Genomic DNA, 23,466 nt, shown 5'->3' with positions numbered 1-23,466 from the left:
CCCGGGCCGCACCTCACCCGTGGGTGGGCGGCCCGGCGATCTCGCGGAGCGCGGGGAGCATCTCCTCCAGCGACCGGGTCGTGCGCAGCACCACCAGGGAGCCGGCCGGCCCGGGGGAGGGGTCCGGGGCGGAGCCGTGCAGCCGGAGCACCTCGTCCATCGCGGCCCGGAACTGAGCCTCCACCGCGGGCCGGTCGAGCTGACCGCGCAGCCAGCGCCGCAGCACGTGGTTGTGCGCGGTCACCACGGCGTTGGCCATCAGCTCGGCCCGCAGGGCGGTCTCGGGCGTGCTGCCGAGCCAGTCGTGGAAGAAGTCGCGGAAGGTCTGCTGGTACTGCCGCTGGCTCGCGATCTCCCGGGCCCTCAGCGTCGGCACGCTGCGCGTGAGCCGGTAGCGGATGCGTGCCCGGTCGCCCTCCTCGAGGTAGTGCTGGAGGACCAGGCGGGCCGCCTCGGTGACCGCGACCGGCGCGGTGGCGTCGGTCGCGGTGGCGAGCCTGTCGCGCACCGCTCCCAGGACCACCGCGTGGTCGGGGAAGATCACGTCCTCCTTGGACTTGAAGGCCCGGAAGAAGGTGGTGCGCCCGACCCCGGCGCGCTCGGCGACGTCGTCGACGGTCGTCTCCTCGAAGCCTCGCTCGTCGAAGAGGGCGAAGGCGGCCTCGATCAGGCGCTCCCGGCTTCTGCTCATGGCTCCATCCTGGGGGGCGGTACTCAGTACCGTACCATCGGGATGCAGTCCCTACCTGAATGAAGAGAGACCCATGAGCAACCCTGACTTCGACCTCTACCAGCTCTCCGAGGAGCACCAGGCGATCCGCGACGCCGTCCGTGCCGTCTGCGAGGCCAAGATCGCGCCGTACGCGGCCGAGGTCGACGACCAGATGCGCTATCCCCAGGAGGCGCACGACGCGCTGGTCGCCTCCGACTTCTTCGCCCCTCACGTGCCGGAGGAGTACGACGGCGCCGGTGCCGACGCGCTCGCCACCTGCCTGGTCATCGAGGAGGTCGCGCGGGTCGACGCGTCGGCCTCCCTCATCCCGGCGGTCAACAAGCTCGGCTCGATGCCGCTGATCCTCGGCGGGGACCACGACCTCAAGAAGCGCTACCTGACCCCGCTGGCCCAGGGTCGGGGCGGCTTCTCCTACGGCCTCTCCGAGCGCGACGCCGGCTCCGACACCGCCGCGATGCGGACCCGCGCCCGGCTCGACGGCGACCACTACGTGCTCGACGGCCAGAAGTCGTGGATCACCAACGCCGGGGTCTCGGAGTACTACACCGTCCTCGCGGTCACCGACCCCGAGGGCTCGCGCGGCAACAACGTGAGCGCCTTCATCGTGGAGAAGTCGGACGAGGGATTCACCTTCGGGGAGAAGGAGCGGAAGCTCGGCATCAAGGGCTCCCCGACCCGCGAGCTGCTCTTCGACGGGGTGCGGATCCCCGCCGACCGGATGATCGGCGAGCCCGGCACCGGCCTCAAGCTCGCGCTGCGCACCCTGGACCACACCCGCGTCACCATCGGCGCGCAGGCGGTCGGCATCGCCCAGGGCGCGCTCGACTTCGCGGTCGGCTACGTCAAGGAGCGCAAGCAGTTCGGCAAGCACATCGCCGACTTCCAGGGCATCCAGTTCATGCTCGCCGACATGGCGATGAAGCTCGAGGCCGCCCGGCAGATGGTCTACGTCGCCGCGGCGAAGTCGGAGCGCGACGACGCCGACCTGGGCTTCTTCGGGGCGGCCGCCAAGTGCTTCGCCTCCGACGTCGCGATGGAGATCACCACCGACGCGGTCCAGCTGCTCGGCGGCTACGGCTACACCCAGGACTTCCCGGTCGAGCGGATGATGCGAGACGCCAAGATCACCCAGATCTACGAGGGCACCAACCAGGTGCAGCGGATCGTGATGGCGCGCAAGCTGCTCGCGGGCTGACCCGGTCGACGCCCTGACGTGCGCCCGCGCACGTCAGGGCGTCAGGGGGTGGCGACTCAGTCGACCACCGAGCCGACGATCTCGGCGATGCGCTTCTCGGTGGCGGCGTCCACCGTCTCGAAGAACCACGCAGCCGGCATCAGCTGCCCGTCCGCGCCGCCTGCCGCGCGGAAGGGAGCCTTCTCCGTGATCGCGAGGTTCAGCCGCTCGTCGTTGCGCAGCGTGACCAGCGCGGGCGTGCTCGCCGACTTCGCGTAGGCCGGCATCCCGTACCAGAGGCGGGGCTTGAGGGCGGGGGCCGCCGTCATGATGACCTCGTGCACGCGCTGCATCGTCGAGCGCGTCGGCTCGTCCATCTCCGCGATCTTGTCGGTCACCTGCGTCAGGTTCTTCTCGTCCTTGGGGGACATGTCAGGTCCTTTCCGTCTGCCGGTGCCGGGGCACCGGTGGAGTCATGTCGGCGCAACAGGGCGCCGCACCCCATCCGGACATGTCCTGGGCCCGGTGCTCGCCACCTGCCCAGTGCTCTCCGCGATGATTCACGTGGTCTGCCACGTGGAAGCGCGGTCGGTGATACCAACCTCGGTCAGGCTAACCGATCCCACCGTGCCGGTCCTGCCGTTCGTCCATCGTCGTCCGGGTCGCCTGTGTGCACCGCCTGCGTAGGGTCGTGCGCATGCACACACGGACCCTGGGAACCTGGCAGGTCGGCGCCGTCGGGCTCGGCCTGATGACCTTCACGCAGAGCGGGGAGCAGCCGCGCGAGCAGCTGCTCGACACCCTCCGGACGGCGCTCGACAGCGGCGTCACGCTGCTCGACACCGCGGATGCCTACGGGCCGAGCGAGGCCGGGGAGCAGGCGCAGGGCGTCAACGAGACGCTGGTCGCGAGCCTGCTCGACGAGCTCGGCGTCCGGGACCAGGTGGTGCTGGCGACCAAGGGCGGCCACCTGCGCACCGACGGGGGCGGGTGGGCGACGAACAGCCGCCCGGAGCACCTGCGGGCCGCCGTCGACGCCAGCCTGCGCCGGCTCGGCGTCGAGCAGATCGCTCTGTGGCAGCACCACCGTCCCGACCCCCAGGTGCCCTACGCCGAGGTGATCGGCACGCTCGCCGAGATCGCCGCCAGCGGCAAGGTGGCGAGCATCGGGCTCTCGAACGCGGACCCGCAGCAGATCCGCGACGCCCACGCCGTGCTGGGCGACTCGCTGGTCAGCGTGCAGAACCAGTTCAGCCCGGCGTTCCGCTCCAGCCGGACCGAGATCGAGGTCTGCGCCGAGCTCGGGCTGGCCTTCCTGGCGTGGAGCCCGCTGGGGGGCCTGGGCGGCGCCAAGGAGCTCGCCGCCCAGCACCCGGCCTTCGCCGAGGTGGCCGAGCGACGCGGCGTCTCCGCGCAGCAGGTCGCTCTGGCCTGGGAGCTGGCCCAGGCGCCGGTCGTCATCCCGATCCCGGGGGCGAAGCGGCCCGAGTCGATCAGGGACTCCGCCGCGGCCGCCGACCTCGTGCTGGAGCCCGAGGAGATCGCCGCGCTGGACGCAGGCTGACGGCCTGACCGACTGTCCAGGGCGCATCGCGCGCTGGCGGTGATCGAGGCCGCACGCCGGGGCCCCTCCCCCCACGGACTGGGGCCCCGGCTGGTGGTGCGACCTCGACCACCAGGCTCAACGAGCCAGGGCGGGAAAGGCTACGGGCGACCTCTGGACCAGCACAGCGGCTGCGTTCCACGCCGTCACCAGGCAGGAGGCGGCGTCGGTCGCGGCCTCACGTAGGCATCGCCCGGGCCAGCACGGCGTCCAGGTCGAGCCCTGGCGGCAGGGTGCCGAAGACGTGGCCCCAGTCGCGGTCGAGCCGTGAGGCGCAGAACGCGTCGGCGACCGCGGCCGGGGCATGCCGCACCAGCAGCGAGCCCTGGAGCACCAGCGCCAGCTGCTCCACCACCCGACGGGCCCGCAGCTCCAGGTCGTCGGCCGACGAGAGCTCCTTCTTGAGCCGGGCCAGCGCGTCGTCGAAGCGGGAGTCCGCCCCGCCCGCCTGCTCGACCTCGGCGAAGTACGCCTCCACCGTGTGCGGCTCGCGCGCCATCGCCCGGAGCGCGTCGAGCGCGGCGACGTTGCCCGAGCCCTCCCAGATGGAGAGCAACGGCGCCTCCCGGTAGATCCGGGCCAGGTCGAACTCCTCGATGTAGCCGTTGCCGCCCAGGCACTCCAGCGCCTCGCCGACGGCGTACGGCGCCCGCTTGCAGACCAGGTACTTGGTCACCGCCAGCCCGAGCCGGCGCAGCGCCGCCTCGCCCTCGTCGCCGCGCACCGCGCGGTCGGTGGCGCCGGCGAGGCGGGTCACCACCGTGGTCGCGGCCTCGGACTCGACGGCCAGGTCGGCGAGCACGTTGCGCATCAGCGGCTGGTCGAGCAGCGGGCGGCCGAAGGCTGAGCGGTACCGGGCGTGGTGGGTGGCGCGGACCAGGGCGCTGCGCATCGCCGTGCTCGAGCCGATCACGCAGTCGAGCCGGGTCATGTTGACCATCTCCACGATGGTGCGCACGCCGCGTCCCTCCTCGCCGACCAGCCAACCGACCGCGTCGTCGTACTCGATCTCCGACGAGGCGTTGGAGCGGTTGCCCAGCTTGTCCTTGAGCCGCATCAGCCGCATCGCGTTGCGCTCGCCGCCGGGCAGCACCCGGGGCACCAGGAAGCAGGAGAGCCCGCCCGGGGCCTGGGCCAGGGTGAGGAAGAAGTCGGACATCGGGGCGCTGGTGAACCACTTGTGCCCGACCAGCCGGTGGGTGCCGTCGGGCTGCGGGGTCGCGGTGGTGGTGTTGGCGCGGACATCGGAGCCGCCCTGCTTCTCGGTCATCGACATGCCGGCGATCAGCCCGCCCTTGGTGGCGGGGTCGCGCAGCGAGGGGTCGTAGGTCCGGGTGGTGAGCAGCGGCTCGTACGCGGAGGCGAGCTGTGGGCTCTCGCGCAGGGCCGGGACCACCGCGTAGGTCATCGAGATCGGGCAGCCGTGGCCCGCGTCCACGTTCCACACCATGAACTTCGCCGCCCGAGCCACGTGGGCGCCGGGGCGGTCGTCGGCCCAGGGCGCGGCGTGCAGGCCGTGCTCGACGGCGGTGCGCATCAGCTGGTGGTAGCTGGGGTCGTAGACCACCTCGTCGACCCGGTGGCCGTAGCGGTCGTGGGTGTGCAGGACGGGGGAGTGGCGCTCGGCCTGCCGGCCGAGCTCCTGGGACTCCGCGGTGCCCGCCAGCCGGCCGAGCGCGGAGACCTCGGGCAGCGCCCAGCCGGCGCCCTCCCGCTCCAGGCCCTCACGCAGGGCGGGATCGGCGCTGGTGTCGTGGCCCTCCAGCGGCGGCACCTGGTTGGTGACCTCGTGGGTGGTGGTCATGGCGGGCTCCCTCCGGCGGTGCGCTGACGCCTCACGACTCCGATGAGGAGTGTGGGCTCAAACGTAATGTCTGCCCCGCGGTCCGCCCGCTGTGGTGGGCGACACAGGCTGGTGCGTCGCGTGCCGGGCGGGGGAGTGGGTACGACGCGGGTCCACCGCTCCGCCCAGCCGAGAGGGACCACCATGGCCGCCACCGCCACCCCCGACGTCGTCGACCTGCTCCTGGAGCAGCACCAGCAGATCCGCGACCTCTTCGCCGCCGTGCGGGCCACCGAGGGTGAGGAGAAGCAGGACAACTTCGAGCGCCTGCGCCGGCTGCTCGCCGTCCACGAGACCGCCGAGGAGCTGATCACCCACCCGCGCGCCCGGCTCACCGAGGGCGGCAACGACGTGGTCGACGCCAGGCTCGAGGAGGAGACCGCCGCCAAGAAGCTGCTCGCCCGGCTCGACGGGATGAAGGTCACCGAGCACGACTTCGACGGGTTCTTCGCCGAGCTGGAGACCGCTGTCCTCGACCACGCGGCCGCGGAGGAGCAGGAGGAGTTCCCGCTGCTGCGCGAGGAGATCGACCCGGCCCAGCTGGAGAAGATGGCCACCGCCGTCAAGATCGCCGCCGCGCTCGCGCCCACGCACCCGCACCCGTCGGTCGGCTCCTCGATGACCACCAACCTGATGGCCGGCCCGATCGCCTCCCTGGTCGACCGCACCCGCGACGCCGTCAACCAGGTGCTCGGCCGCCCCGCCTGAACCGACTCCCGCCGGACCCGGGCGCCGGACCCGGGCGCCGGCCGGGGAGTCGTGGATCACGCCCGGTCCCGCCCGGGGGTGCCCCGGCCGCGGCTAGGCTTCGTGCCGTGCAGGCTGCCGCTCTCGTGCCCGCCCCGGGAGGCCTCGTGCTCTGGGGCCGGGCGGGCGTGCTCGGCGCCGCGGCCCTCGGCACGGGTGTGCTCTCCCACGTGGCCGGCGGAGGGCGCCTGCCGTCGGCCGCGACCCTGGGGCTGCTGCTGGCCGGTGCGGTGCTGCTCGCCTCCCGGCTGGTCCGGGTCCGGCGTACCCCCGCCGGCCTGGTGCTGCTGGTGCTCGCCGGGCAGACCGCCGGCCACGCCCTGCTCTCCGGGCTCGCCGGACACCAGGGCGACGCGGCGCCGGCGGCGTCGGTGACGGTCCCGGTGGCCCCGGTGCCGGGCGAGACGACCGGGAACCTGCTCGACCTCTACACCGCGAGCTATGCCCCGCCGCCCGGAATCGCCGAGGGCTCGGCGCTCCCGGTCGGGTGGCTCGGCCACCAGCTCGACCACCTCGTCGCCCAGGGCCCGGCCATGGTGCTCGCGCACCTCGCCGGTGCCGCGGCCCTCGGCCTCTTCCTCGCCGTCGGCGAGGGGGCGCTGTGGCGCCTCCTGCTGCTCGCCGCCGCCCGTGCCCAGGTCGCCGTCGCCGCCTGGCGCCTGGTGCTGGCCGCCGACGGCGTGCGCCTCGGCGTCGGCGTGGCCGGCTCCCGGCTCGGCCCGTGCCCCCCGCAGCTACGCGTCTCCCAGGTGCTGGCCCGGCACGGCCCGCGCCACCGGGGGCCACCTCTCCTCCTCGCCGCCTGACCCCCGGGACGTCCGTCCCGGCGGCCAGGCACGCCACGCCCGACCGCGTCCGCGGCCGGGGGATCCAGCCAGCGCGTCCGCGAGGAGAGCTTCGATGAACCACCTGCCTACCCACCCCGCCCACCCGGCCGGCCAGCTCGGGCCGATCCGCCGCTCCCGGCTGCGCCGCACCGTCCCGGTCTCCCTGCTGGCGGTGCTGCTCGGCGCCGGGCTGACGGCCTGCGGCGAGGACGACGGGGACGCCGCCGACCCGGCGAGCCAGTCCCAGGCCGCCACCCCGGCCGCCGAGATGCTCGAGGTGCAGGACCCCTGGGTCCGCGGCACCGTCGGCAGCAAGGACCCGTCGATGACCGCGGCCTTCATGGTCCTGGACAACGCCGGTGACACCGACATCACCGTCACCGGCGCCTCCAGCCCCGTCGCCGGCCGCGCCGAGCTCCACGAGATGGCCGCGGTCGACGGCGAGATGGTGATGCGCCGGATCGAGGGCGGCCTGACCCTGGCCCCCGGGCGCGGTCAGCTGCTCCAGCCCGGCGGCAGCCACGTGATGCTGATGGACCTCACCGAGGAGCTCGAGGCCGGTGACGAGGTCGAGGTGGTCCTCGAGCTCTCCGACGGCTCCACCCGGGAGGTGAGCGCGCCGATCAAGGAGTTCACCGAGGAGGCCGGGAACTACCACGACCACGGCAGCCACGACCACGGCGACGACGGCCACGTCGACGACGGCCACGGCGACGACGGCCAGGGCGAGGGCGACCACCACGGGGACAAGAGCCCGTGAGCTCCGCCATCGGCCGGCGCCGGCTGCTGGGCTACGCCGGGGCCGCGGTCGCCGGGGCCGCCGCGGGCGCCTCGGCGGGGGTGGTCGGCGTCCAGGCGCTCGACGACGGCCAGGAGGCGGGCGATGCCCGTGGCCGGGGGTCGGGCTCGGACGCGTTGCCGCGCGTCATCTCGCCGCACGGCGAGCACCAGCCCGGGGTGGCCGTCCACCTCTCGGGGGCGACCGAGCTGGTCGCCCTCGACCTGCTGCCCGAGCTGCGCCGCAGCCGGGACCGCGACGCCCTGGCCCGGCTGATGCGGGTCTGGACGGGCGACGTGGAGTCGCTCGCCGCCGGGCGCGGCGCCCCGGGCGACACCACCCCGTGGCTGGCGGCCGTGGCCGACCTCACCGTCACCGTCGGGCTCGGCCCGTCGCTGCTGGGCCCCGGGTGGGGCATCGCGGCGCCGGCCGGGTTCGCGCCGGTGCCGCCGATGCGCCACGACCGGCTCCAGGAGGAGTGGAGCGGGGGAGACCTGCTGCTGCTGGTCACCGGCGCCGACGCGACCACCGTGGGTCACGCCGTACGCCGCCTGGTCGCCGACGCGCGTCCCTTCGCCACCCTGCGGTGGCGCCAGCAGGGCTCCTGGCGTGGTCGCGACGAGCGGGGCCGTCCGGTCACCGGCCGCAACCTCTTCGGCCAGGTCGACGGCTCGGCCAACCCGCGACCCGGGACCGCCCTCTTCGACTCCACGGTGTGGATCCGCGAGGGGGCGTGGGCCGGCGGCACCACCCTGGTGGTCCGCCGCATCCGGATGGAGCTGCCCACCTGGGACGAGCTCACCCGCGACGAGCAGGAGGCCTCGGTCGGGCGCCGCCTCGACGACGGGGCGCCGCTGACCGGCGGGCACGAGCGCAGCGACGTCGACCTGACCGCCCGGGACGGGGACCGCTGGGTGGTCGCCAAGGACGCGCACGCCCGGCGTACCCACCACTCCACCCACGGGGGGCGGCGGATCTTCCGCAAGGGGGCCAACTACGAGCTGGTCGGGCCGGGGGGCTCCGAGACGGGGCTGCTCTTCCAGAGCTTCCAGCGCGACCTCAGCGACCAGTTCGTGCCGATCCAGCAGGCGATGGACGTCTCCGACGCCCTCAACGAGTGGACCACCGCGGTCGGTTCGGCGGAGTTCGCGATCCTGCCCGGCTTCGAGGAGGGCCAGTGGCTCGGCCACCAGCTCCTCGGCTGAGCGGGGCGCCCGTGGTTGGGGCGGCGGGGGAGCATGGTGGGGTGGATGACGCACCGAGCACCGCTCCGCCGCCCGCCGGTCACCCCCTGCCGCCCGAGGGACCGATCCCGATGCCGGTCGGGGTGCGGCTGGTCGGGGCGGTGATGCGCCGCGGCAAGGCCTTCTCCGTCGCCCACATGGACGAGGCGGCCCTGGCGCGGGTGCAGCGGCTGGCGCTCCCCGACCGGGGGCCCGCCAACCTGGTGCTGGGGCGGCTGCCGCGCGACGTCCAGGTGGAGCGAGCCTCGCTGCCCGGGCCCCAGGGCGACCTGCCGCTGCGGATCTACCGTCCGCGCGGGGCCACCGGGACGCTGCCGGTGGTGGTCGCCTTCCACGGCGGTGGCTTCTCCCTCGGCAGCGCCCGGCAGGGCGACTGGCTGCACGGCCGGGTCAGCGCCGGCGTGGGCGCCGTGGTGGTGGCCGTCGACTACCGGCTCGCGCCGACCCACCGGTTCCCGGCCGCGGTGGAGGACTGCTGGGCGGCGTTGGAGTGGACCCACGCCCAGGCCGCCGAGCTCGGCGCGGACCCGGACCGGCTGGCGGTGATGGGTGACAGCGCCGGCGGCAACCTGACTGCGGTGACCTCCCTGATGGCCCGCGACGCCGGCGGCCCGCCGATCAAGCACCAGACCCTGATCTATCCGGCCACCGACCTGACCGAGAGGCTCAAGGACGACCGCTCCTACCGGGAGAACACCCTGGCGGTGGTGCTGAGCAACGAGGACCTCGAGGTCTTCCACGGCCACTACGTCGACGACGGCGCCGACCCCGACGACTGGCGGCTCTCCCCGGTCCTGGCCCCCGACCACTCCGGTCTCCCACCCGCCCTGGTGGTGCTGGCCGGTCGGGACCCGCTGCGCGACAGCGGCCTGCGGTACGCCGAGAAGCTGGCCGCCGCGGGGGTGCCGGTGCGGGTGGAGGAGTTCCACCGGATGCCGCACGGGTTCCTCGCGATCCCCTACCTCGCGCGGGACGCCCGCGCCGCCGCTGCCGCGATCGTCGCCGCGCAGCGGGAGGCGCTGAGCCGCTGAGCCTGCTGGGAAGCAGGCCCTGGACCCATGTCGGTCCCCGGCCCCACGGAGCGGCACAGCGGCCGCACCGTGGGGCCTCGTGGGTTCGGGTCAGCGGCCCTTGACCGTGAAGGGCGACGACGTCGCGATGCCCAGGTCCTGGATGCTGGAGACGGCGCGCAGCGTCGTCTTCCCCTTCCAGGTGTGCTTGTAGCGCAGCTGCGCCTTGCCCGAGCTCTTCGTGTAGCCCTTCGCCTTCGGCACCGAGACCCACTTCGAGCCCTTCTTGCGCTGCAGGTAGACCCGGGCGCCGTCGGTGCCGAAGTAGTCCCCGGTCGGGCGCTCGTCGGTCACCGAGACGTTGACCTTCACCTTCTTCCCGCGCTTCACCTTCTTGGTCGGTGTCTTGGCGGTGACGGCCGTTCCGGGCAGCCGCATGTCGAAGGTGAAGGGAGGGACCTCGGTGGTCGTCGTGACGGGTGCCCCGGTGCGGTTGGGCCAGAGGGTGAGCGAGTAGGAACCGGTGACCGTGTAGGTGCCGGGGATGTCGGTTCCACCGCAGAACTGCTCCGTGTCGACGCCGGTGGTCGGGTCGCCGCGGCTGATGTAGAGGGAGCCGGCGGCGGTGCCGTCCGGGGCCTGGACGGTCAGCGCGATGTTCCAGCTCAGGTTGTCCAGCGGCGGGGAGATGGAGTAGCTGAAGGGGTGGTCGACACAGTCGGTGAAGAGCACGCCGGGTCCGGCGCTCACGGTGACCGCGTTGGGGTCCGCCTGGGCGGGGGCGCTGAAGGCACCCGCCGCGAGGACTCCGGCGAGGAGGGCGGATGAGCGACGTAGCAACCTAGGCATGGAGGAGCCCTTTCAGACGGAGTGAGGACCGGGGCATACCCGGGTGGGCCAGGGGCAAACCTGCTTTGCCCGGACGGTCTAGCCGGGCGGTGAGGCGCCTCGACCCTGGAGCCGCGGCAGAGCGGCCTCCTTGCGACACCTAGTCAGGCGCCCGGATCGCGGCCCAGCCGGTGATGTCGCACTGAGCGTGCTGGTTGCTTCCGGCAGCGACGACGGTTCCGTCCGCTTGCAGTCCGAGGGTGTGGGTGGATCCGGCCGCCACTGCCACGATCCCGCGCCAGTCGGCCACGTCGCACTGGCCGGAGTCGTTGCCACCCACGGCCACGACTCGGCCGGCGGTGGTGACTGCGACGGTGTGGTGGCTCCCAGCTGCCACTGTCACGACGTCCCGCCAGGTACCGACGTCACAGGCGCCCGTCGATCGGTCCCCGACCGCGAGGACGCGTCCGTCGTCGGTGAGACCGACGGTGTGAAGGTAGCCGGCGGCGACGGCGGCAACGTCACGCCAGGTGTCGACCGCGCACTGGCCCCGGCGATCGTTCCCCACGGCGACGGTCGTCCCATCGGCCCTGAGGCCCACCGAGTGCCAGTCGCCACAGGCCAGGGCGACAGCCTCACGCCAGCGGCTCACGTCGCACGCTCCGTCGCGGAGCCGTCCCGCAGCCACCACGGTGCCGTCACCGAGGAGCCCCAGGGTGCGGCGCCAGCCCGCGGCGACAAGGGTCACGCCGCGCCATGACGCGACGTCACACTGTCCGTCGCCGTTCCAGCCCGTCGCCACCACAGTGCCGTCCGCGCGGAGGCCGACGCTGTGCGACCGTCCGGTGTTCGACGCCGTGTGCACGTCTCCCGCAGCTACGCCAACCACCTGGACCCAGTCCTCGACTCGACACTCACCGGACGCCCCCGTGCCGGCCGCCACCACGGTGCCGTCAGCACACAGACCCAACGAGTGTCGTGGTCCACCGGCGAGGACAGGACTGCTCACCGGCACAGCATGACGGATCACCGGACGTCGGGCGGTCCACCCCGCTCCAGGCCCCAGGACCGATTTCGCATGCTTGTCCGGTCTCTGAGAAGTGCGCGTTCAGGGGAGCCTGCTTGTCGGTGGTCGTCTGTTGACTGGTGGGTGTCGGGAGGGCATCGGGGTCCTCCGGTACGGCACGGGGAGGGGGTCCGCGATGTGGGAGCAGGCAGGTGGTGGCCACCCGATCACCCGGGCGGTGGGGCTCATCGACGCCGCCCTCGACCTGGCCGCGGCGGCCGATCCGATGTACCTGTCGGCGCTCGCGCAGCGGGAGGCGTTGCTGGACCTGACCCGGCTGGTCGACGGGGTCGAGGCGCTGCGGATGCGGGTCATCGGCACCGTCGGTGCCCCTGGTGGGGTGGCTGAGGGCGACGGTGCGAGATCGGTGGCGGGGTGTGGCTCGATGCCCGGGCCAGGACCGGGTACGCCGCCGGCCGGGCTGCGGAGAAGCTCGCCGACGCGGTCTCCTCCCGCTGGCACCTGGTCGGCGCCGGTCTCACTCGGGGAACGGTGAACCTGCCCCAGGCCCGGGTGATCGTGAAGGCCCTCGACGACCTGATCACCGACCCGCTACCCGGCGAAGAAGTACCCGCCGACGTCCTTGCGAGCGCGGAGCCGCATCTCGTGGACGCCTGCGCCCGGTTCAACCCCCGCGAGCTCGAGGCCCTCGGGGCGAAGATCCTGCACACCGTCGCCCCCGAGACCTGCGAGGAGCACGAGCGCAGGCTGCTGGAACGCGCCGAGCAACGCGCCAACGCCGCGACCCGGCTCACCATCCGGCGCCGCCACCGGGTTGCACCCCTTCGCCCACGTCGATCCGGCCACCGGGAGGCGGTTGCCGCAGGAGCGGTTGCACGGGATGGCGTTCTGCGCGTTCCTCGAGGCCGCCGACCCGAAGCGGATCCCCGCCCACGGCGGCGCCGCCACCAAGGTCCTCGTCACGATCGACTACGAGAAGCTGCGTGACCTCACCGGCACCGGGCAGATCCTCACCAACGGTGAGGACCTCACCGAGGTCACCGCCCACAACGTGCGGCGGCTGGCCTGCCAGGGCGACATCATCCCCGTCGTGCTCGACAGCACCGGGGTGCCGTTGGACATGGGGAGGGCCACCCGGTTCTTCACCTCCGCTCAACGCGACGCCCACATGCTCAAGCACCACACCTGCCAGACCACCGGCTGCTCGGTGCCCGCGACCTGGTGCGAGGCCCACCACGGCGGCCCCGACCCCTGGGCCGGCGGCGGCCGCAGCGACCTCGAGGAGCTCGTCCTCCTCTGCCCCTGGCACCACCACCGCGCCCACGACCCCGGCTACGCCACCCGACGTCACGCCGACGGCGACATCCGGTTCCACCGCCGGACCTAGGAGGACCAAGCACGGGTTCAACGCCGTCGTGACCAGTTCCTCCTGCGCCAGGTGCCGTCCGCGACGCGGACCCGATGGTGTGGGGCAAGGCAGGGCCTACGACCACCCCGTCCGGGCACGTCCGGCACACTCCAGGAGTGTCCGACCCGCTGCGCGACCTGCTCGCCGCACCGCCCGACCTCCCGGTCGCGGCGGGCCTGGCCGTCCTCGTCGAGGCGCTCCGGACCAGCGGGGTCGCGGTGGTCCAGGCACCGCCCGGCACCGGCAAGACGACCTTGGTCCCACCTGCGGTCGCCGACGTGGTCACCGGGCGGGTCGTCGTCACCCAGCCCAGCCGCATCGCGGCTCGCGCCGCCGCCCGTCGACTGGCACAGCTCCTCGGCGAGCCGGTGGGGGAGACGGTCGGGTACGCCGTCCGTGGGGACCGGCGCACCAGCGGGCGCACCCGGGTCGAGGTCGTCACCACCGGACTGCTGCTCCGGCGGATCCAGCGCGATCCCGAGCTGGGCGGCGTCGGCGCCGTGGTCCTCGACGAGGTGCACGAGCGACACCTCGACGCCGACCTGACCCTGGCGCTGCTCATCGACGTCCGGGCCAACCTGCGAGACGACCTGGCCCTGGTGGCGATGTCGGCGACCGTCGAGGCCGAACGGACGGCCACCCTGCTGGGAGGTCACGCTCACGCGGGGTCCGACCCTGCACCAGCAGAAGGCCGAGCCGCGCCGGTGGTCCGCGTCCCGGGCGCCTTGCACCCGGTGCGGGTGGTCTGGTGCCCGCTGCCCGCGGGGATGCGCCGTACCGACGACCGCGGGATCACCCCGGCCTGCCACGACCACGTCGCGGCGACGGTGCGTCGCGCGCTCGCCGAGCACGAGGGTGACGTGCTGGTCTTCGTGCCGGGGGTCGCGGAGGTCGGGGCGACCGTACGTCGCCTGGCCGGCGTGGACGCGGCCGTGCACGCCCTGCACGGACGTCTCTCCGCCGCCGAGCAGGACCGGGCGCTGCGCGAGGGACCGGGGCGACGGGTGGTCGTCTCGACCGCCGTGGCCGAGTCGTCGCTCACGGTGCCGGGGGTCCGTGTGGTGGTGGATGCCGGGTTCTCCCGCGAGCCGCGCACCGACCACCGTCGCGGGCTGGCGTCGCTGGTGACCGTCGCGGTGAGCCGGGCGGCGGCCGAGCAGCGAGCGGGGCGGGCCGGACGGTTGGGGCCGGGCGCCGTGCTGCGCTGCTGGTCGGAGGCGGAGCACGCGCACCTGGCCGCCCACCCGGAGCCCGAGATCGCCACCGCCGACCTGACGGCCTTCGCCCTGGAGGTGGCGTGCTGGGGGAGCCGCGACGTGCGTGACCTGGCGCTGCTCGACCAGCCGCCGGCGCACGCGCTGTCGGCTGCCAAGGACGTGCTGGTGGACCTCGGGGCGATGACCGAGGACGGGAGGGCCACCCCGCGGGGGCGGGTGATCGCCGGCGTGCCGGCCGACCCGCGGCTGGCGCGGGCCCTGATCGACGGGGCACCTCTGGTCGGGGCCAGGCGGGCCGCCGAGGTGGTCGCGATGCTCAGCGAGGACGTGCGTGCCCCCGGCGGAGACCTGGTGGCTGCCCTCCGGTCGCTGCGCGCTGATCGACGTGCCGGGTCGTGGCGCACCCAGGTCTCCCGGCTGGAGGCGATCGTGCAGCAGCAGGGTGGCGAGCAGCAGGGTGGCGACAAGCAGGGTGGCGCCCGAGCGCTGACCGATGACGTGGCCGTCGGGCTGGTGGTGGCCCTGGCGCACCCGGACCGGATCGCCCGCAAGCGCGCCGGCGCCTCGAGCTACCTGATGACGTCCGGGACGGGCGCGGCGCTCGATCCGCGTGACCCCGGGCCGTTGGTCGGCCTGGAGTGGCTCGCGGTCGGTGACGCGGAGCGGCGGGCAGGCCAGCGTGACGCCCGGATCCGGGCAGCAGCCCCACTCACCGAGGACCTGGCGCTGGAGGCGGCGGGGTCCCGGTGGACCGAGGTGGACGAGGTCTCCTGGACCGGCGGGCGGGTGCTGGCACGCCGACGTACGTTGCTGGGGGCGATCGAGCTGGGTTCCGTCCCGCTCAGCGACCCACCGGTGCAGGCGGTGACCGACGCCATCCGCGAGGCCCTGAGGGGCGAGGGGATCGGTCTCCTCAGCTGGTCGGAGTCGGCCACGGCGCTGCGCGCCCGCCTCGCCTTCCTGCACCGTGCTCTCGGCGACCCGTGGCCCGACGTGAGCGAGGAGGCGCTGACGCAGCACCTCGAGTCGTGGTTGGGGCCCCAGCTGGCGCGGGTCCGCTCGGCGGCGGACCTGCGCCGCATCGACGTCGGCGCGGCGCTGCGGAGCCTGGTGCCGTGGCCGCAGGCGGGCCGGCTCGACGAGCTGGCCCCCGAACGCGTGGAGGTCCCCAGCGGGTCGAGCGTGCGGATCGACTACGGCCACGAGCAGCCGGTGCTCGCCGTCCGGCTGCAGGAGGTCTTCGGCTGGACCGACGTGCCCGTCCTGGCGGACGGCCGGGTCCCGCTGCTCCTGCACCTGCTCTCACCCGCTCGGCGTCCGGCCGCCGTCACGGCAGACCTGGAGTCCTTCTGGGACAACGGCTATCCGAGCGTGCGTGCCGACCTGCGCGGGCGCTATCCCAAGCACGCCTGGCCCGAGGACCCACGCAGCGCGCCGGCCACCGCACGGCCGAACAGACCCCGACGGTGAGCGCTGAGAGCCACTAGCCTCGACGGTCCCGGCCGCCGTACCACTCGACGCTCATGGGCGTCGAGAAGGAGGAGCTCCGCGTCATGGTCACTCCCACCACCGAGCACCACGTCTCCGTCCCGCTGCTGCGGACCTCGTGGGAGGCGCTCACGTTCGTCCACTGGCGCGTCGCCCCGGAGTCGGTCCAGGCGCTGCTTCCCTCCGGGTTGGAGGTCGACGTCTACGACGGGTCCGCGTGGGTGGGCCTGACCCCGTTCGTGATGGGCAACATGCGCCCCCTGGGTCTTCCCGATCTCCCGGGCGACCTCCGTCTTCCGGGATCGACGAGGTTCCCCCGCCTGGCCGACGTGACGAGCACGCCGGAGACCAACCTCAGGACGTACGTGAGGGGACCCGACGGACGTGACGGCTTGTGGTTCCTGTCCATCGACGTCGGCAGTGCCGCCGTCGCGGCCGCCGTCCGAGCGGCGGTCGGGGCTCCGTACCACGCCGCCCGGATGTCGGTCGACCGGGACGAGCGCTCAGTCACCTACACGGGCTCCCGGAGGCGCTCTCCCGTGGCCTTCCGGCTCCAGGTCGAACCGGGGGAGGCCGTCGTGCCCTCGGACCTCGACATCTGGGTGACCGGTCGTTGGCGCGCCTACACCCGTCACCTCGGTCGCCTACTGGTCACGCCCGTCGAGCACGAGCCGTGGCCCCTGCGCGAGGCGAGCCTGCGGTCACTGGACCAGAACCTCGTCCGCTCCGTCGGCCTGCCCGACCTGGGCGAGCCGGCGCTCGTGCACTACTCCGACGGGGTGCAGAAGGTTCGGCTGGGCCGACCCGCGGTCGTCGGCTAGACCCGTCCGAGAAGGTGGTCGAGCGGGTACGCCGTGAGCTGGCCGCCCAACGCCGGCTGCTGGCGGCCGCCGGGGCCGACAGCCACCCGCTGGTGCGGCACGACGACCAGCACACCAGCCTCTCCCTCGCTCTCCTCGCGCGGCGACGCGAAGCGCTGCTGGCGCTGCGCGACGAACGGCGGATCGACGACATCGTGCTGCGCCGGGTGCAGGCACGGCTCGACATCGAAGAGGTACGCCTCTCCCGCGCGAGCGCGTCAGAGTGAACGCCGTCCCAGGCGGGTCGTCCCAGCGTCACCCGCGAGGAGAAGCCGGTCGGGCGTGCGCATGGAATGCTCCCGGCATGGGGGACGCCACGGCTCATGCCGACCAGGAGCGCTCGTGGAGGTCACGGGAGCTCGTCCTCGCCTGCTGCGGTGTCGGGTGCCTCCTGCTGCCTCAGCTCGGATTCCTCCTGGTCGTGCTGGAGGTCGTCGTCCCGCTCTCTGCGCTGGCGGTGCTCCTGGCCGTCGCCGCCCTGGCGACCCGCCGCCTCGCTCGTCGTAGGGGCGCCCCGGGCGCACCGCGGGGGACCCTGCTCGTCACCGTGCTGGTGCTGGTCGCGGGACTGCTCAGCACCGCCTCGGCCGCCGCGTTCCTCACCTACACCCTGCCGCCCGCCACTTCGCCGCAGGGCTGTCGGGTCGTGGTGGCGGAGCACGCCTTCTTCAAGTCCGGCGGCGGTGCCTTCTACCTGCTCCGCGGGACCACGGGTCTCGCCCGTCGGGTGGGGGAGTTCGTGACCGGGGGCGGGAAGCCGTTCTCCGAAGGTGTCGCCGACCTGAGGTGGGACGGTGAGTCGGTGAGGGTCCAGGGACAGGGACCCATCGGGAGCGCCGACGGCCAAGCCTTGGTCTACCCCTGCTGACCGGTGCGCCGTGCGGGCGGGGTGGCGCCGGCAGCCCCAGAGCTCGCAGAGCCGTCGGCGCTGGCGACCGTCGGCGTCGAAGCTCTCCGGGGCCAACCACCGCTCGTGCCTGGTGGATCGCCTCGGTGGCCGCGGTGGTCCGCTGCAACGCGCGGGTGTGCGCAACCAGCGGCCGCGCCACGTCCTGGGCGAACGACGTCCTCGACACGGGACGCGGGGTCCGGTGGTCCTCCTCAGTCCTCCTGCTCCCGGTAGCCGAGCACCGCGCGGGTCATCTGGTTGCGCGTGTCCAGCAGGTCGTCGAGCGCGGCGTCCAGGTCGTCGGCGGTGACCCGCAGCGACGCGTCGGCGTCCTGCTCGTCCCGGTCGGCCGCCACCACCGCCGCGCGGCGCAGCAGCTCCTTGAGGAAGGACGCCGTGACCCCGTCGGTGCGGTCGAGGACGTCGTCGATCCGACCCAGGTCGACGTCCAGGCCCCCTCGGTAGAGCTCGACCAGGCGGCGTCGGGACTCCCGGTCCGGCAGCTCCACGTGCACCGCCTGGTCGACGCGGCCCGGCCGCGAGGCGAGGGCCGGCTCGAGCAGGTCGGCCCGGTTCGTGGTCAGCAGGAAGATCACGTCGGCGTCCTCGTCGAGACCGTCCATCTCGTTGAGCAGGGTGAACAGCAACGGCGTCTCGCCGCCGTAGTGGCTGCGCTCCTCCGCGATCAGGTCCACGTCCTCGACCACGATCATCGCGGGCTGGAGGGCGCGGGCCACCGAGCACGCCTCCCGGATCCCGTGCAGGGTCTCGCCCGTCAGCTCGACGACCGTGGTGTCGGTCAGCTCGCTGATCAGGTAGCGCACCGAGTGCGTCTTGCCGACCCCGGGCGGTCCGTAGAGCAGCATGCCTCGCTTGAGGTGCTGCCCGGCCGCCCGGAGCCGCTCCCGGTTCCGGGCCACGCCGACGACCTGCCGGCGCAGGTCCTCGAAGGTGGCCGCGGGCAGGATCAGCTCTTCGCGCGCCATCCTCGGGCGCTCCCGGAAGCGCAGCGCCGAGAACCGCTCGCCGAACATGTCCCGCCCGAACGAGACCACGTGCCCGCGGTAGACGTTGCGCTCGAGCGCGAGCCGGCGCAGCCGCAGCCCGAGCTCCTCGGCGATCTCGGCGCGCACGGCGATGATCTCCAGGGTCACCTCGGCGAGGCCGCTCTCCGGGTCGGGACCGCGGAGCAGGAGCGCTATCCGGTCCTCGCCGGTGCCGAGCAGGATGACCGCGACGCTCAGGCACTCGCGTGTCTGCCCGCCAGGGCCGCTGGGCAGCGCCGTCCTGGTGACGTTCCCGGGCCGTGGGCCCCCGAAGTGGGGCTCGTTCCCCAGCAGGTCGGCGATCCCGAAGGGGCCGTGGTGGCGGTGACCGGAGACCCCGACGACCCGGGCGTCAGCCTCGTGCTCGGCCAGCACCACGTCCAGGGCCCCCTGGACGTTGACCTGCTCGTAGGCCGGCCACCGCTCCAGGGTCACCGGCAGGTCGTGCACGCTCAGCCCCAGGTGGTCGGTGAGCAGGCTCCGGAAGGTGGGCTGGTCGGCGGCTCGCGCGACGGACACGAACCGGCGGACGAGGTGCTGCCCGTAGCGACGTACGTCGGCGAGCTCAGGAGCCTGGTCGTCGACGGTGGCCTGGCCGTGGCCAGGGGCCCCGACGAACACGGAGAATGACATCCCGGGAGGCTAGGGCATCCGGCTCGCCGGGGCGACGGACTTTGAGCACACTCATACGCTCTCCAGCACCCTGCCGATCCACTCATGTCCCTCAGACTCGAACTTCTCGTCGCCGACGCGGTACGCCCAGACTGCCGTGTTGACGGCCTCCCGCAGTCTCTCCCTGGACCAGGTGTGCGAGTCGCGGGGGTCGGAGCCGTAGCCCTCCACGAAAGCCCACTCGCGGGCGGGGTCGTCCCGGAAGTCCCGGAACGAGAGCCGGAGCCAGTCAGTCACGGGGGGCCGTAGGGCGGCACGGCCGAAGTCGATGAGCCGGACGGTTCCTGCGTCGATCAGCCAGTTGCGCGGGCTCCAGTCGCCGTGCGTGGGGACGACCACCGCCGGCTCGGTGGGCCATGAGTCGATGACCGCTCGCAGCGTCTCCTCCACGTCGGGCGCGATGCGGTGCGGCTCGTCGAGGTTGCGCAAGACCTTGGCGTTCTCCCGAGCCTCGTACTCGTCGTCGGTGGTCCTGGCCTGCGCGTGGAATGCCGCCAGGAGGGCGCCCGCCTGACGGAAGGTGCCCGGGTCCCACTGCGCGGGCGTCCCGAGGACGAGCTCGCCGGGCAGGTACTCCGTGACCAGGATGTTCGCGGCCCGGTCGGCGGCGACCAGACGCGGTGCGCGTCCCGAGGACGTCCACCCAGACAGCCACCTCTCGTGGGCATCGAGCTCACGTCCGACGTGGTGGTTGCTCGGGCCGCCGGCCTTCACGATGTAGCGGGCGGAGCGGACCTCGAGCTCGAACACGTGGGTCTCGATGAGCCCCCAGCTGTGCTCGCGGACGACCCGGAGGCCCGGCAGCCACTCGCGCAGAAGTCGACGCTGTTCGGGGCTGAGGGCCGCGAGCCGTTCTTCCACCCCGGGGACACTATCGCCACGCCCACGAGGACCCGGCACCTCGAGACCGGACCGGGCCGGTGCTGAGCACCGGTCGCGGCGTCTTCGCCCTCGTCGACTGGTTCAAGCGGCGACGAGCGGACAAGCGCCGGTAGCTCAGCATCAAAGCGGAGTGAATCTCCCCAGGCGGAGGCTGCGGCCTCGCAGACGGCAGCGCCGTAGCCCTGCCCGCGATGGTCGCGGTGGGTGCCCATGGGCTCGATCAGCCCGGGACGGCCGCGTCCTGCCGACCAGACGCCCGCGACGGCGACCATGCGGCCCTCTGGATCGAGGGCCGCCAGCGAGCGACCTCGCTCCGCGAACGGTCCCGCCATCATCGTCAGCAACCGCGTCGCCGACCTCTCCCGATCAGCGTCCCCGAAGGCGGTGCCCCTGAAGGCGGACCAATGGACTTCCAGCCACGCCTCGACCACGACCTCACCCGCCGGAAGCACCCCACGCGCCGGGTCCGTGACGTCGGCGCAGCACGAGGATTCCGCAAGCGAGTCGTCAGTCGTGCTCCGACCACTGGCTATCGTGGAGCGCGATGATCACCCGTCGAGAGGCCGCCCAGCGCCTGGACATCCCCGCCGAGATGGCCACCCGCCACGGCCTGCCCCCGAAGCTCACCGAAGCCCAGCTGCGTGAGATCGAGGAGAACCCGCCACCGTGGCTCGTCCAGTCGCGCGCCAACCGGACCGGCAAGAAGGCCGTGTGGGTCGAGCTGGAGTGCAGCGTGTGCGGGTTCACCGAGATGGCCCGGCCGAAGAAGTGGTGGCCGACGTTCACCCATCTCGCCTGTGAGCACCACCTGCCCTCGGACCTGCCGCCACCGCTCCCGGGGGCGGTGCGTGCGGAGTACCCGGGCGTCGGCAGCCGGTTCGTCGGCATCGTCGACGTGCCGTGGGAGCCGTAGGCCCCGGGCCCGGGTAGCGTCCTCGGGTGGCCAGCACCCGTCGACCCAGCACCCGTCGACCCAGCACCCGTCGACCCAGCACCCGCGGGCGCAGCTCCGCGCGGCGTGGTGGCGTACGACAGGCGCAACGACCGCTGCCGACCGCCGGGCCGGGGGAGCGGCTGTGGGTGCTCGACGTCCCCTACGGGACCCAGGTCGACGACGCCTCCTGGCACCCGGCGGTCAAGATGCACCTCTACGTCGGCCGCGCGCTGCCCGCGCACCTCGCGCCGTACGCCCCGGGCCCGTACACGCTGGGCCGGTTCCTGGAGAACACCCTCAACCCCGACGACCCGAGGCCCAACCCCGAGCCGACCGACGCGCTCGAGCCCCGGCAGATCCAGTTCGAGGCGGCCGACGCGATCGCCGAGCGGGCCGCCGCCGGTGGACGGCTCTTCCTGCTGGCCGACGAGCCGGGGGTGGGCAAGACGATCTCGGCCGTCCTCGGCGCCACCGCGGTGGGCGACCTGCGGGGCGCGAGCCGGGTGCTGGTGGTCGCCGACCGGCCCGCCGCGATCACCATCGGTCACTGGTGCCGGACGATCACGGCGCTGGGCGACGGCGGCCTGGACTGGGTGGTGATCACCTGGGACCGGCTCGACAAGGTCACCGACCACACCTGGGACGTGATCATCGCCGACGAGGCGCACGCGCTGCGGCGGACGACGACCAAGCGGTGGAAGCTGTGGGCGAGGATCTCCGGGCACGGCAAGGCCCACGACAAGGCGCCGTTCGTCATCGCCACCACGGCGACGCCCGGGCACACCCCGCTCGAGCTGCCCTACCTCGCCCCGGCCTACGCCCAGGTGCTCGGTGAGCCGATGAAGCAGTGGACTTCCGTGGCCCAACCCGCCGCCACCTTCGCCGAGGCCCTCGAACGCCACGGCATCGGCGTCGAGCACGGCCGCTACGGCGCGACGTGGACGAGCGACCCGGCGCGGCGTGCCGCGGACCTCAAGCTGGTCCGCGGCTGGCTCACCGACGTCCGGCCGCAGGCGATGCTGCACCGGGCCGCCCCGTGGGGACCGGTGCCGATCTCCGGGATGCCGGTGGCCCTCACCCCGGCCGAGCGGACGGCGTACGAGGCGGAGTGGGGGGAGTTCTGCCGGGAGATGGAGATCGCCCGCCGCGGCCGCAACGTCGCCAAGGGCCGGGCCGCGCTGCTGCGGTTCCGGCAGAAGGCCGGGCTGATCCGCGTCGACTCGACGGTCGCCTGGATCGCCCAGCAGGTCCAGGCCGAGCGGCAGGTGGCGTGCTCGGTGGAGTTCGTCGCGACCGCCGCCGACCCGATCGCCGACCGGCTGCGCGACTCGGGCATCGAGGTCGCCACGATCTACGGCCGTGACCGGTTCGACCCCGAGGCCGAGCGGCTGCGGTTCCAGACCGGCGAGGCGAAGGTCTGCGTCTTCACCACCGTCGCCTCGATCAGCCTGCACGCCGGCGAGACCCTCGCCGACGGCCGGCAGGCCAGCACCGAGCCGCGGGTCGGGGTCTTCCACCAGGCCCGCTTCTCCGGCATCGCCGGACGGCAGGTCACCGGGCGCACCCACCGCGACCACCAGGTCTCGCCGTGGCACATCGCCTACGCCGAGGGCACCGTGGAGGAGCAGGTCGGCAAGGTGATGGTCGAGCGGATCGCCGCGGCCTCCGACACGGTGGGCAGCGACACCAGCGGCCTCGCCGACCTCGCCGAGCTCCTCGGCGCCGACTGGCTCCCCGCCACGACCCTCACCGAGGACGGCGCCTGACGAGTCAGGAGGTCCTGTCCCAGCCAGACATCGCTCTGCGTTCCAGGGCAGGGCTCGGCGTGCCAGAGTGGAGGCATGCGCACCATCGGGAACGTCCTGTGGCTCCTCCTCGCCGGCTGGTGGCTGGCGCTCGGCTACCTGGTCGCGGGCGTCGTCGCCTGCATCCTGATCATCACCATCCCGTTCGGCATCGCGTCGTTCCGGCTCGCCGGCTTCGTGCTCTGGCCGTTCGGCCGCACGGTGGTGTGGAAGCAGCAGGCCGGCCTCGGCTCGCTGATCGGGAACGTGCTCTGGGTGATCTTCTTCGGCTGGGAGCTGGCCCTGGCGCACCTGGTCGCCGGCCTGCTGCTCTGCGTCACCGTCGTCGGCATCCCGTTCGGCGTGGCCTGCTGGAAGATGGTGCCGCTCTCGCTGCTGCCGCTGGGACGCGACGTGGTGCCGTTGGACGCGGTCTCGCGGGACCCGTACGGCGTCCCCGTGCGCTCCTAGG

25 protein-coding genes are annotated in these 23,466 nt (G+C 73.5%); 16 read left to right on the top strand and 9 right to left on the bottom strand.

Translation table 11 applies throughout. From position 1 onward, the window contains the following. Positions 1-13: 13 nt before the first annotated feature. Entirely contained in the window at positions 14-691 is a 678-nt protein-coding gene (locus tag AC4BG9_RS01220; RefSeq protein ID WP_490569259.1) for a TetR family transcriptional regulator, read from the bottom strand. A gap of 73 nt (positions 692-764) precedes the next feature. On the opposite strand from AC4BG9_RS01220, the gene AC4BG9_RS01215 reads away from it, so the two are divergent. Then, a complete protein-coding gene (locus AC4BG9_RS01215) occupies positions 765-1,928 on the top strand; it encodes an acyl-CoA dehydrogenase family protein (RefSeq protein WP_490569258.1) in 1,164 nt (387 codons plus the stop codon). A gap of 56 nt (positions 1,929-1,984) precedes the next feature. On the opposite strand, the gene AC4BG9_RS01210 is transcribed toward AC4BG9_RS01215, so the two are convergent. Further along, positions 1,985-2,338: a hypothetical protein gene (locus AC4BG9_RS01210; protein WP_490569257.1), complete on the bottom strand. Its 354-nt coding sequence runs from the start codon at positions 2,336-2,338 to the stop codon at positions 1,985-1,987. Positions 2,339-2,604: 266 nt separating this feature from the next. Here AC4BG9_RS01210 and AC4BG9_RS01205 point away from each other — a divergent pair, with 266 nt between their 5' ends. Next, on the top strand, positions 2,605-3,471 hold the full coding sequence (locus AC4BG9_RS01205) for an aldo/keto reductase (protein ID WP_490569256.1): 867 nt from the start codon (positions 2,605-2,607) through the stop codon (positions 3,469-3,471). A 217-nt stretch (positions 3,472-3,688) separates the two neighbouring features. Here AC4BG9_RS01205 and AC4BG9_RS01200 read toward each other — a convergent pair whose 3' ends face one another. Beyond that, complete coding sequence (locus tag AC4BG9_RS01200) at positions 3,689-5,314, bottom strand: acyl-CoA dehydrogenase family protein (protein WP_490569255.1); 1,626 nt, start codon at positions 5,312-5,314, stop codon at positions 3,689-3,691. A gap of 183 nt (positions 5,315-5,497) precedes the next feature. Here AC4BG9_RS01200 and AC4BG9_RS01195 point away from each other — a divergent pair, with 183 nt between their 5' ends. From AC4BG9_RS01195 to AC4BG9_RS01175, 5 genes are all read left to right on the top strand, one after another. Next, positions 5,498-6,061 (top strand): hemerythrin domain-containing protein, encoded by a 564-nt coding sequence (locus tag AC4BG9_RS01195; protein ID WP_490569254.1) that lies wholly within the window; start codon positions 5,498-5,500, stop codon positions 6,059-6,061. Positions 6,062-6,168: 107 nt separating this feature from the next. Beyond that, positions 6,169-6,906, top strand: a complete 738-nt coding sequence (locus AC4BG9_RS01190; RefSeq protein WP_490569253.1) for a hypothetical protein — start codon at positions 6,169-6,171, stop codon at positions 6,904-6,906. 94 nt (positions 6,907-7,000) lie between these two features. Beyond that, positions 7,001-7,687, top strand: a complete 687-nt coding sequence (locus tag AC4BG9_RS01185) for a copper chaperone PCu(A)C (protein WP_490569252.1) — start codon at positions 7,001-7,003, stop codon at positions 7,685-7,687. Further along, positions 7,684-8,910, top strand: coding sequence for a Dyp-type peroxidase (locus tag AC4BG9_RS01180; RefSeq protein WP_490569251.1), 1,227 nt, complete (start codon positions 7,684-7,686; stop codon positions 8,908-8,910). Before AC4BG9_RS01185 ends, AC4BG9_RS01180 begins: the two co-directional genes overlap by 4 nt. 41 nt (positions 8,911-8,951) lie before the next feature. Next, entirely contained in the window at positions 8,952-9,980 is a 1,029-nt protein-coding gene (locus AC4BG9_RS01175) for an alpha/beta hydrolase (RefSeq protein WP_490569250.1), read from the top strand. Between the two features lie 90 nt (positions 9,981-10,070). Here AC4BG9_RS01175 and AC4BG9_RS01170 read toward each other — a convergent pair whose 3' ends face one another. Both AC4BG9_RS01170 and AC4BG9_RS01165 read right to left on the bottom strand, forming a co-directional pair. Continuing rightward, on the bottom strand, positions 10,071-10,709 hold the full coding sequence (locus tag AC4BG9_RS01170) for a hypothetical protein (RefSeq protein ID WP_490569249.1): 639 nt from the start codon (positions 10,707-10,709) through the stop codon (positions 10,071-10,073). A gap of 238 nt (positions 10,710-10,947) precedes the next feature. Next, a complete protein-coding gene (locus AC4BG9_RS01165) occupies positions 10,948-11,796 on the bottom strand; it encodes an RCC1 domain-containing protein (protein WP_490569248.1) in 849 nt (282 codons plus the stop codon). Positions 11,797-11,989: 193 nt separating this feature from the next. On the opposite strand from AC4BG9_RS01165, the gene AC4BG9_RS01160 reads away from it, so the two are divergent. Further along, a complete protein-coding gene (locus AC4BG9_RS01160; protein ID WP_490569247.1) occupies positions 11,990-12,349 on the top strand; it encodes a hypothetical protein in 360 nt (119 codons plus the stop codon). 56 nt (positions 12,350-12,405) lie between these two features. On the opposite strand, the gene AC4BG9_RS01155 is transcribed toward AC4BG9_RS01160, so the two are convergent. Next, positions 12,406-12,552 (bottom strand): hypothetical protein, encoded by a 147-nt coding sequence (locus AC4BG9_RS01155; protein WP_490569246.1) that lies wholly within the window; start codon positions 12,550-12,552, stop codon positions 12,406-12,408. Between the two features lie 142 nt (positions 12,553-12,694). Here AC4BG9_RS01155 and AC4BG9_RS01150 point away from each other — a divergent pair, with 142 nt between their 5' ends. From AC4BG9_RS01150 to AC4BG9_RS01130, 5 genes are all read left to right on the top strand, one after another. Continuing rightward, entirely contained in the window at positions 12,695-13,201 is a 507-nt protein-coding gene (locus AC4BG9_RS01150; RefSeq protein WP_490569245.1) for an HNH endonuclease signature motif containing protein, read from the top strand. Positions 13,202-13,275: 74 nt separating this feature from the next. Continuing rightward, entirely contained in the window at positions 13,276-15,909 is a 2,634-nt protein-coding gene (gene hrpB, locus AC4BG9_RS01145) for an ATP-dependent helicase HrpB (RefSeq protein ID WP_490569244.1), read from the top strand. Positions 15,910-15,962: 53 nt separating this feature from the next. Beyond that, a complete protein-coding gene (locus tag AC4BG9_RS01140) occupies positions 15,963-16,748 on the top strand; it encodes a YqjF family protein (protein ID WP_490569243.1) in 786 nt (261 codons plus the stop codon). 14 nt (positions 16,749-16,762) lie between these two features. After that, positions 16,763-17,014 carry a hypothetical protein gene (locus AC4BG9_RS01135; RefSeq protein ID WP_490569242.1) on the top strand — a complete coding sequence of 84 codons (252 nt, stop codon included), beginning with the start codon at positions 16,763-16,765 and terminating at the stop codon, positions 17,012-17,014. Positions 17,015-17,091: 77 nt separating this feature from the next. Further along, positions 17,092-17,655, top strand: coding sequence for a hypothetical protein (locus AC4BG9_RS01130; protein ID WP_490569241.1), 564 nt, complete (start codon positions 17,092-17,094; stop codon positions 17,653-17,655). A gap of 233 nt (positions 17,656-17,888) precedes the next feature. On the opposite strand, the gene AC4BG9_RS01125 is transcribed toward AC4BG9_RS01130, so the two are convergent. The 3 genes from AC4BG9_RS01125 to AC4BG9_RS01115 are packed head-to-tail and all read right to left on the bottom strand — an operon-like array spanning position 17,889 to position 20,608. Then, positions 17,889-19,355 carry an AAA family ATPase gene (locus AC4BG9_RS01125; protein WP_490569240.1) on the bottom strand — a complete coding sequence of 489 codons (1,467 nt, stop codon included), beginning with the start codon at positions 19,353-19,355 and terminating at the stop codon, positions 17,889-17,891. A 51-nt stretch (positions 19,356-19,406) separates the two neighbouring features. Next, positions 19,407-20,198 (bottom strand): phosphotransferase, encoded by a 792-nt coding sequence (locus tag AC4BG9_RS01120; RefSeq protein ID WP_490569618.1) that lies wholly within the window; start codon positions 20,196-20,198, stop codon positions 19,407-19,409. Further along, complete coding sequence (locus AC4BG9_RS01115; protein ID WP_490569617.1) at positions 20,105-20,608, bottom strand: hypothetical protein; 504 nt, start codon at positions 20,606-20,608, stop codon at positions 20,105-20,107. Before AC4BG9_RS01115 ends, AC4BG9_RS01120 begins: the two co-directional genes overlap by 94 nt. A gap of 212 nt (positions 20,609-20,820) precedes the next feature. On the opposite strand from AC4BG9_RS01115, the gene AC4BG9_RS01110 reads away from it, so the two are divergent. From AC4BG9_RS01110 to AC4BG9_RS01100, 3 genes are all read left to right on the top strand, one after another. Next, on the top strand, positions 20,821-21,189 hold the full coding sequence (locus AC4BG9_RS01110; RefSeq protein ID WP_490569239.1) for a hypothetical protein: 369 nt from the start codon (positions 20,821-20,823) through the stop codon (positions 21,187-21,189). A gap of 26 nt (positions 21,190-21,215) precedes the next feature. Then, positions 21,216-22,976, top strand: a complete 1,761-nt coding sequence (locus AC4BG9_RS01105) for a DEAD/DEAH box helicase (RefSeq protein WP_490569238.1) — start codon at positions 21,216-21,218, stop codon at positions 22,974-22,976. Positions 22,977-23,051: 75 nt separating this feature from the next. Further along, positions 23,052-23,465, top strand: a complete 414-nt coding sequence (locus tag AC4BG9_RS01100) for a YccF domain-containing protein (RefSeq protein WP_490569237.1) — start codon at positions 23,052-23,054, stop codon at positions 23,463-23,465. Position 23,466 lies beyond the last annotated feature (1 nt).

Source organism: Nocardioides sp. Z40_12, from assembly GCF_058215795.1.
Note: the sequence above shows the minus strand (reverse complement) of the source record. Positions and strands in the feature narration are given on the sequence as shown.

Excerpts from the sequence above, each read along its gene's own strand:
- AC4BG9_RS01220 (WP_490569259.1), bottom strand. The coding sequence starts at position 691 with ATGAGCAGAAGCCGGGAGCGCCTGATCGAGGCCGCCTTCGCCCTCTTC.
- AC4BG9_RS01185 (WP_490569252.1), top strand. The coding sequence starts at position 7,001 with ATGAACCACCTGCCTACCCACCCCGCCCACCCGGCCGGCCAGCTCGGG.
- AC4BG9_RS01125 (WP_490569240.1), bottom strand. The coding sequence starts at position 19,355 with ATGTCATTCTCCGTGTTCGTCGGGGCCCCTGGCCACGGCCAGGCCACC.
- AC4BG9_RS01130 (WP_490569241.1), top strand. The coding sequence starts at position 17,092 with ATGGGGGACGCCACGGCTCATGCCGACCAGGAGCGCTCGTGGAGGTCA.
- AC4BG9_RS01215 (WP_490569258.1), top strand. The coding sequence starts at position 765 with ATGAGCAACCCTGACTTCGACCTCTACCAGCTCTCCGAGGAGCACCAG.
- AC4BG9_RS01150 (WP_490569245.1), top strand. The coding sequence starts at position 12,695 with ATGGCGTTCTGCGCGTTCCTCGAGGCCGCCGACCCGAAGCGGATCCCC.
- AC4BG9_RS01195 (WP_490569254.1), top strand. The coding sequence starts at position 5,498 with ATGGCCGCCACCGCCACCCCCGACGTCGTCGACCTGCTCCTGGAGCAG.
- AC4BG9_RS01210 (WP_490569257.1), bottom strand. The coding sequence starts at position 2,338 with ATGTCCCCCAAGGACGAGAAGAACCTGACGCAGGTGACCGACAAGATC.
- AC4BG9_RS01200 (WP_490569255.1), bottom strand. The coding sequence starts at position 5,314 with ATGACCACCACCCACGAGGTCACCAACCAGGTGCCGCCGCTGGAGGGC.
- AC4BG9_RS01110 (WP_490569239.1), top strand. The coding sequence starts at position 20,821 with ATGATCACCCGTCGAGAGGCCGCCCAGCGCCTGGACATCCCCGCCGAG.
- AC4BG9_RS01140 (WP_490569243.1), top strand. The coding sequence starts at position 15,963 with ATGGGCGTCGAGAAGGAGGAGCTCCGCGTCATGGTCACTCCCACCACC.
- AC4BG9_RS01160 (WP_490569247.1), top strand. The coding sequence starts at position 11,990 with ATGTGGGAGCAGGCAGGTGGTGGCCACCCGATCACCCGGGCGGTGGGG.
- hrpB (WP_490569244.1), top strand. The coding sequence starts at position 13,276 with ATGGTGTGGGGCAAGGCAGGGCCTACGACCACCCCGTCCGGGCACGTC.
- AC4BG9_RS01205 (WP_490569256.1), top strand. The coding sequence starts at position 2,605 with ATGCACACACGGACCCTGGGAACCTGGCAGGTCGGCGCCGTCGGGCTC.
- AC4BG9_RS01115 (WP_490569617.1), bottom strand. The coding sequence starts at position 20,608 with ATGGCGGGACCGTTCGCGGAGCGAGGTCGCTCGCTGGCGGCCCTCGAT.
- AC4BG9_RS01100 (WP_490569237.1), top strand. The coding sequence starts at position 23,052 with ATGCGCACCATCGGGAACGTCCTGTGGCTCCTCCTCGCCGGCTGGTGG.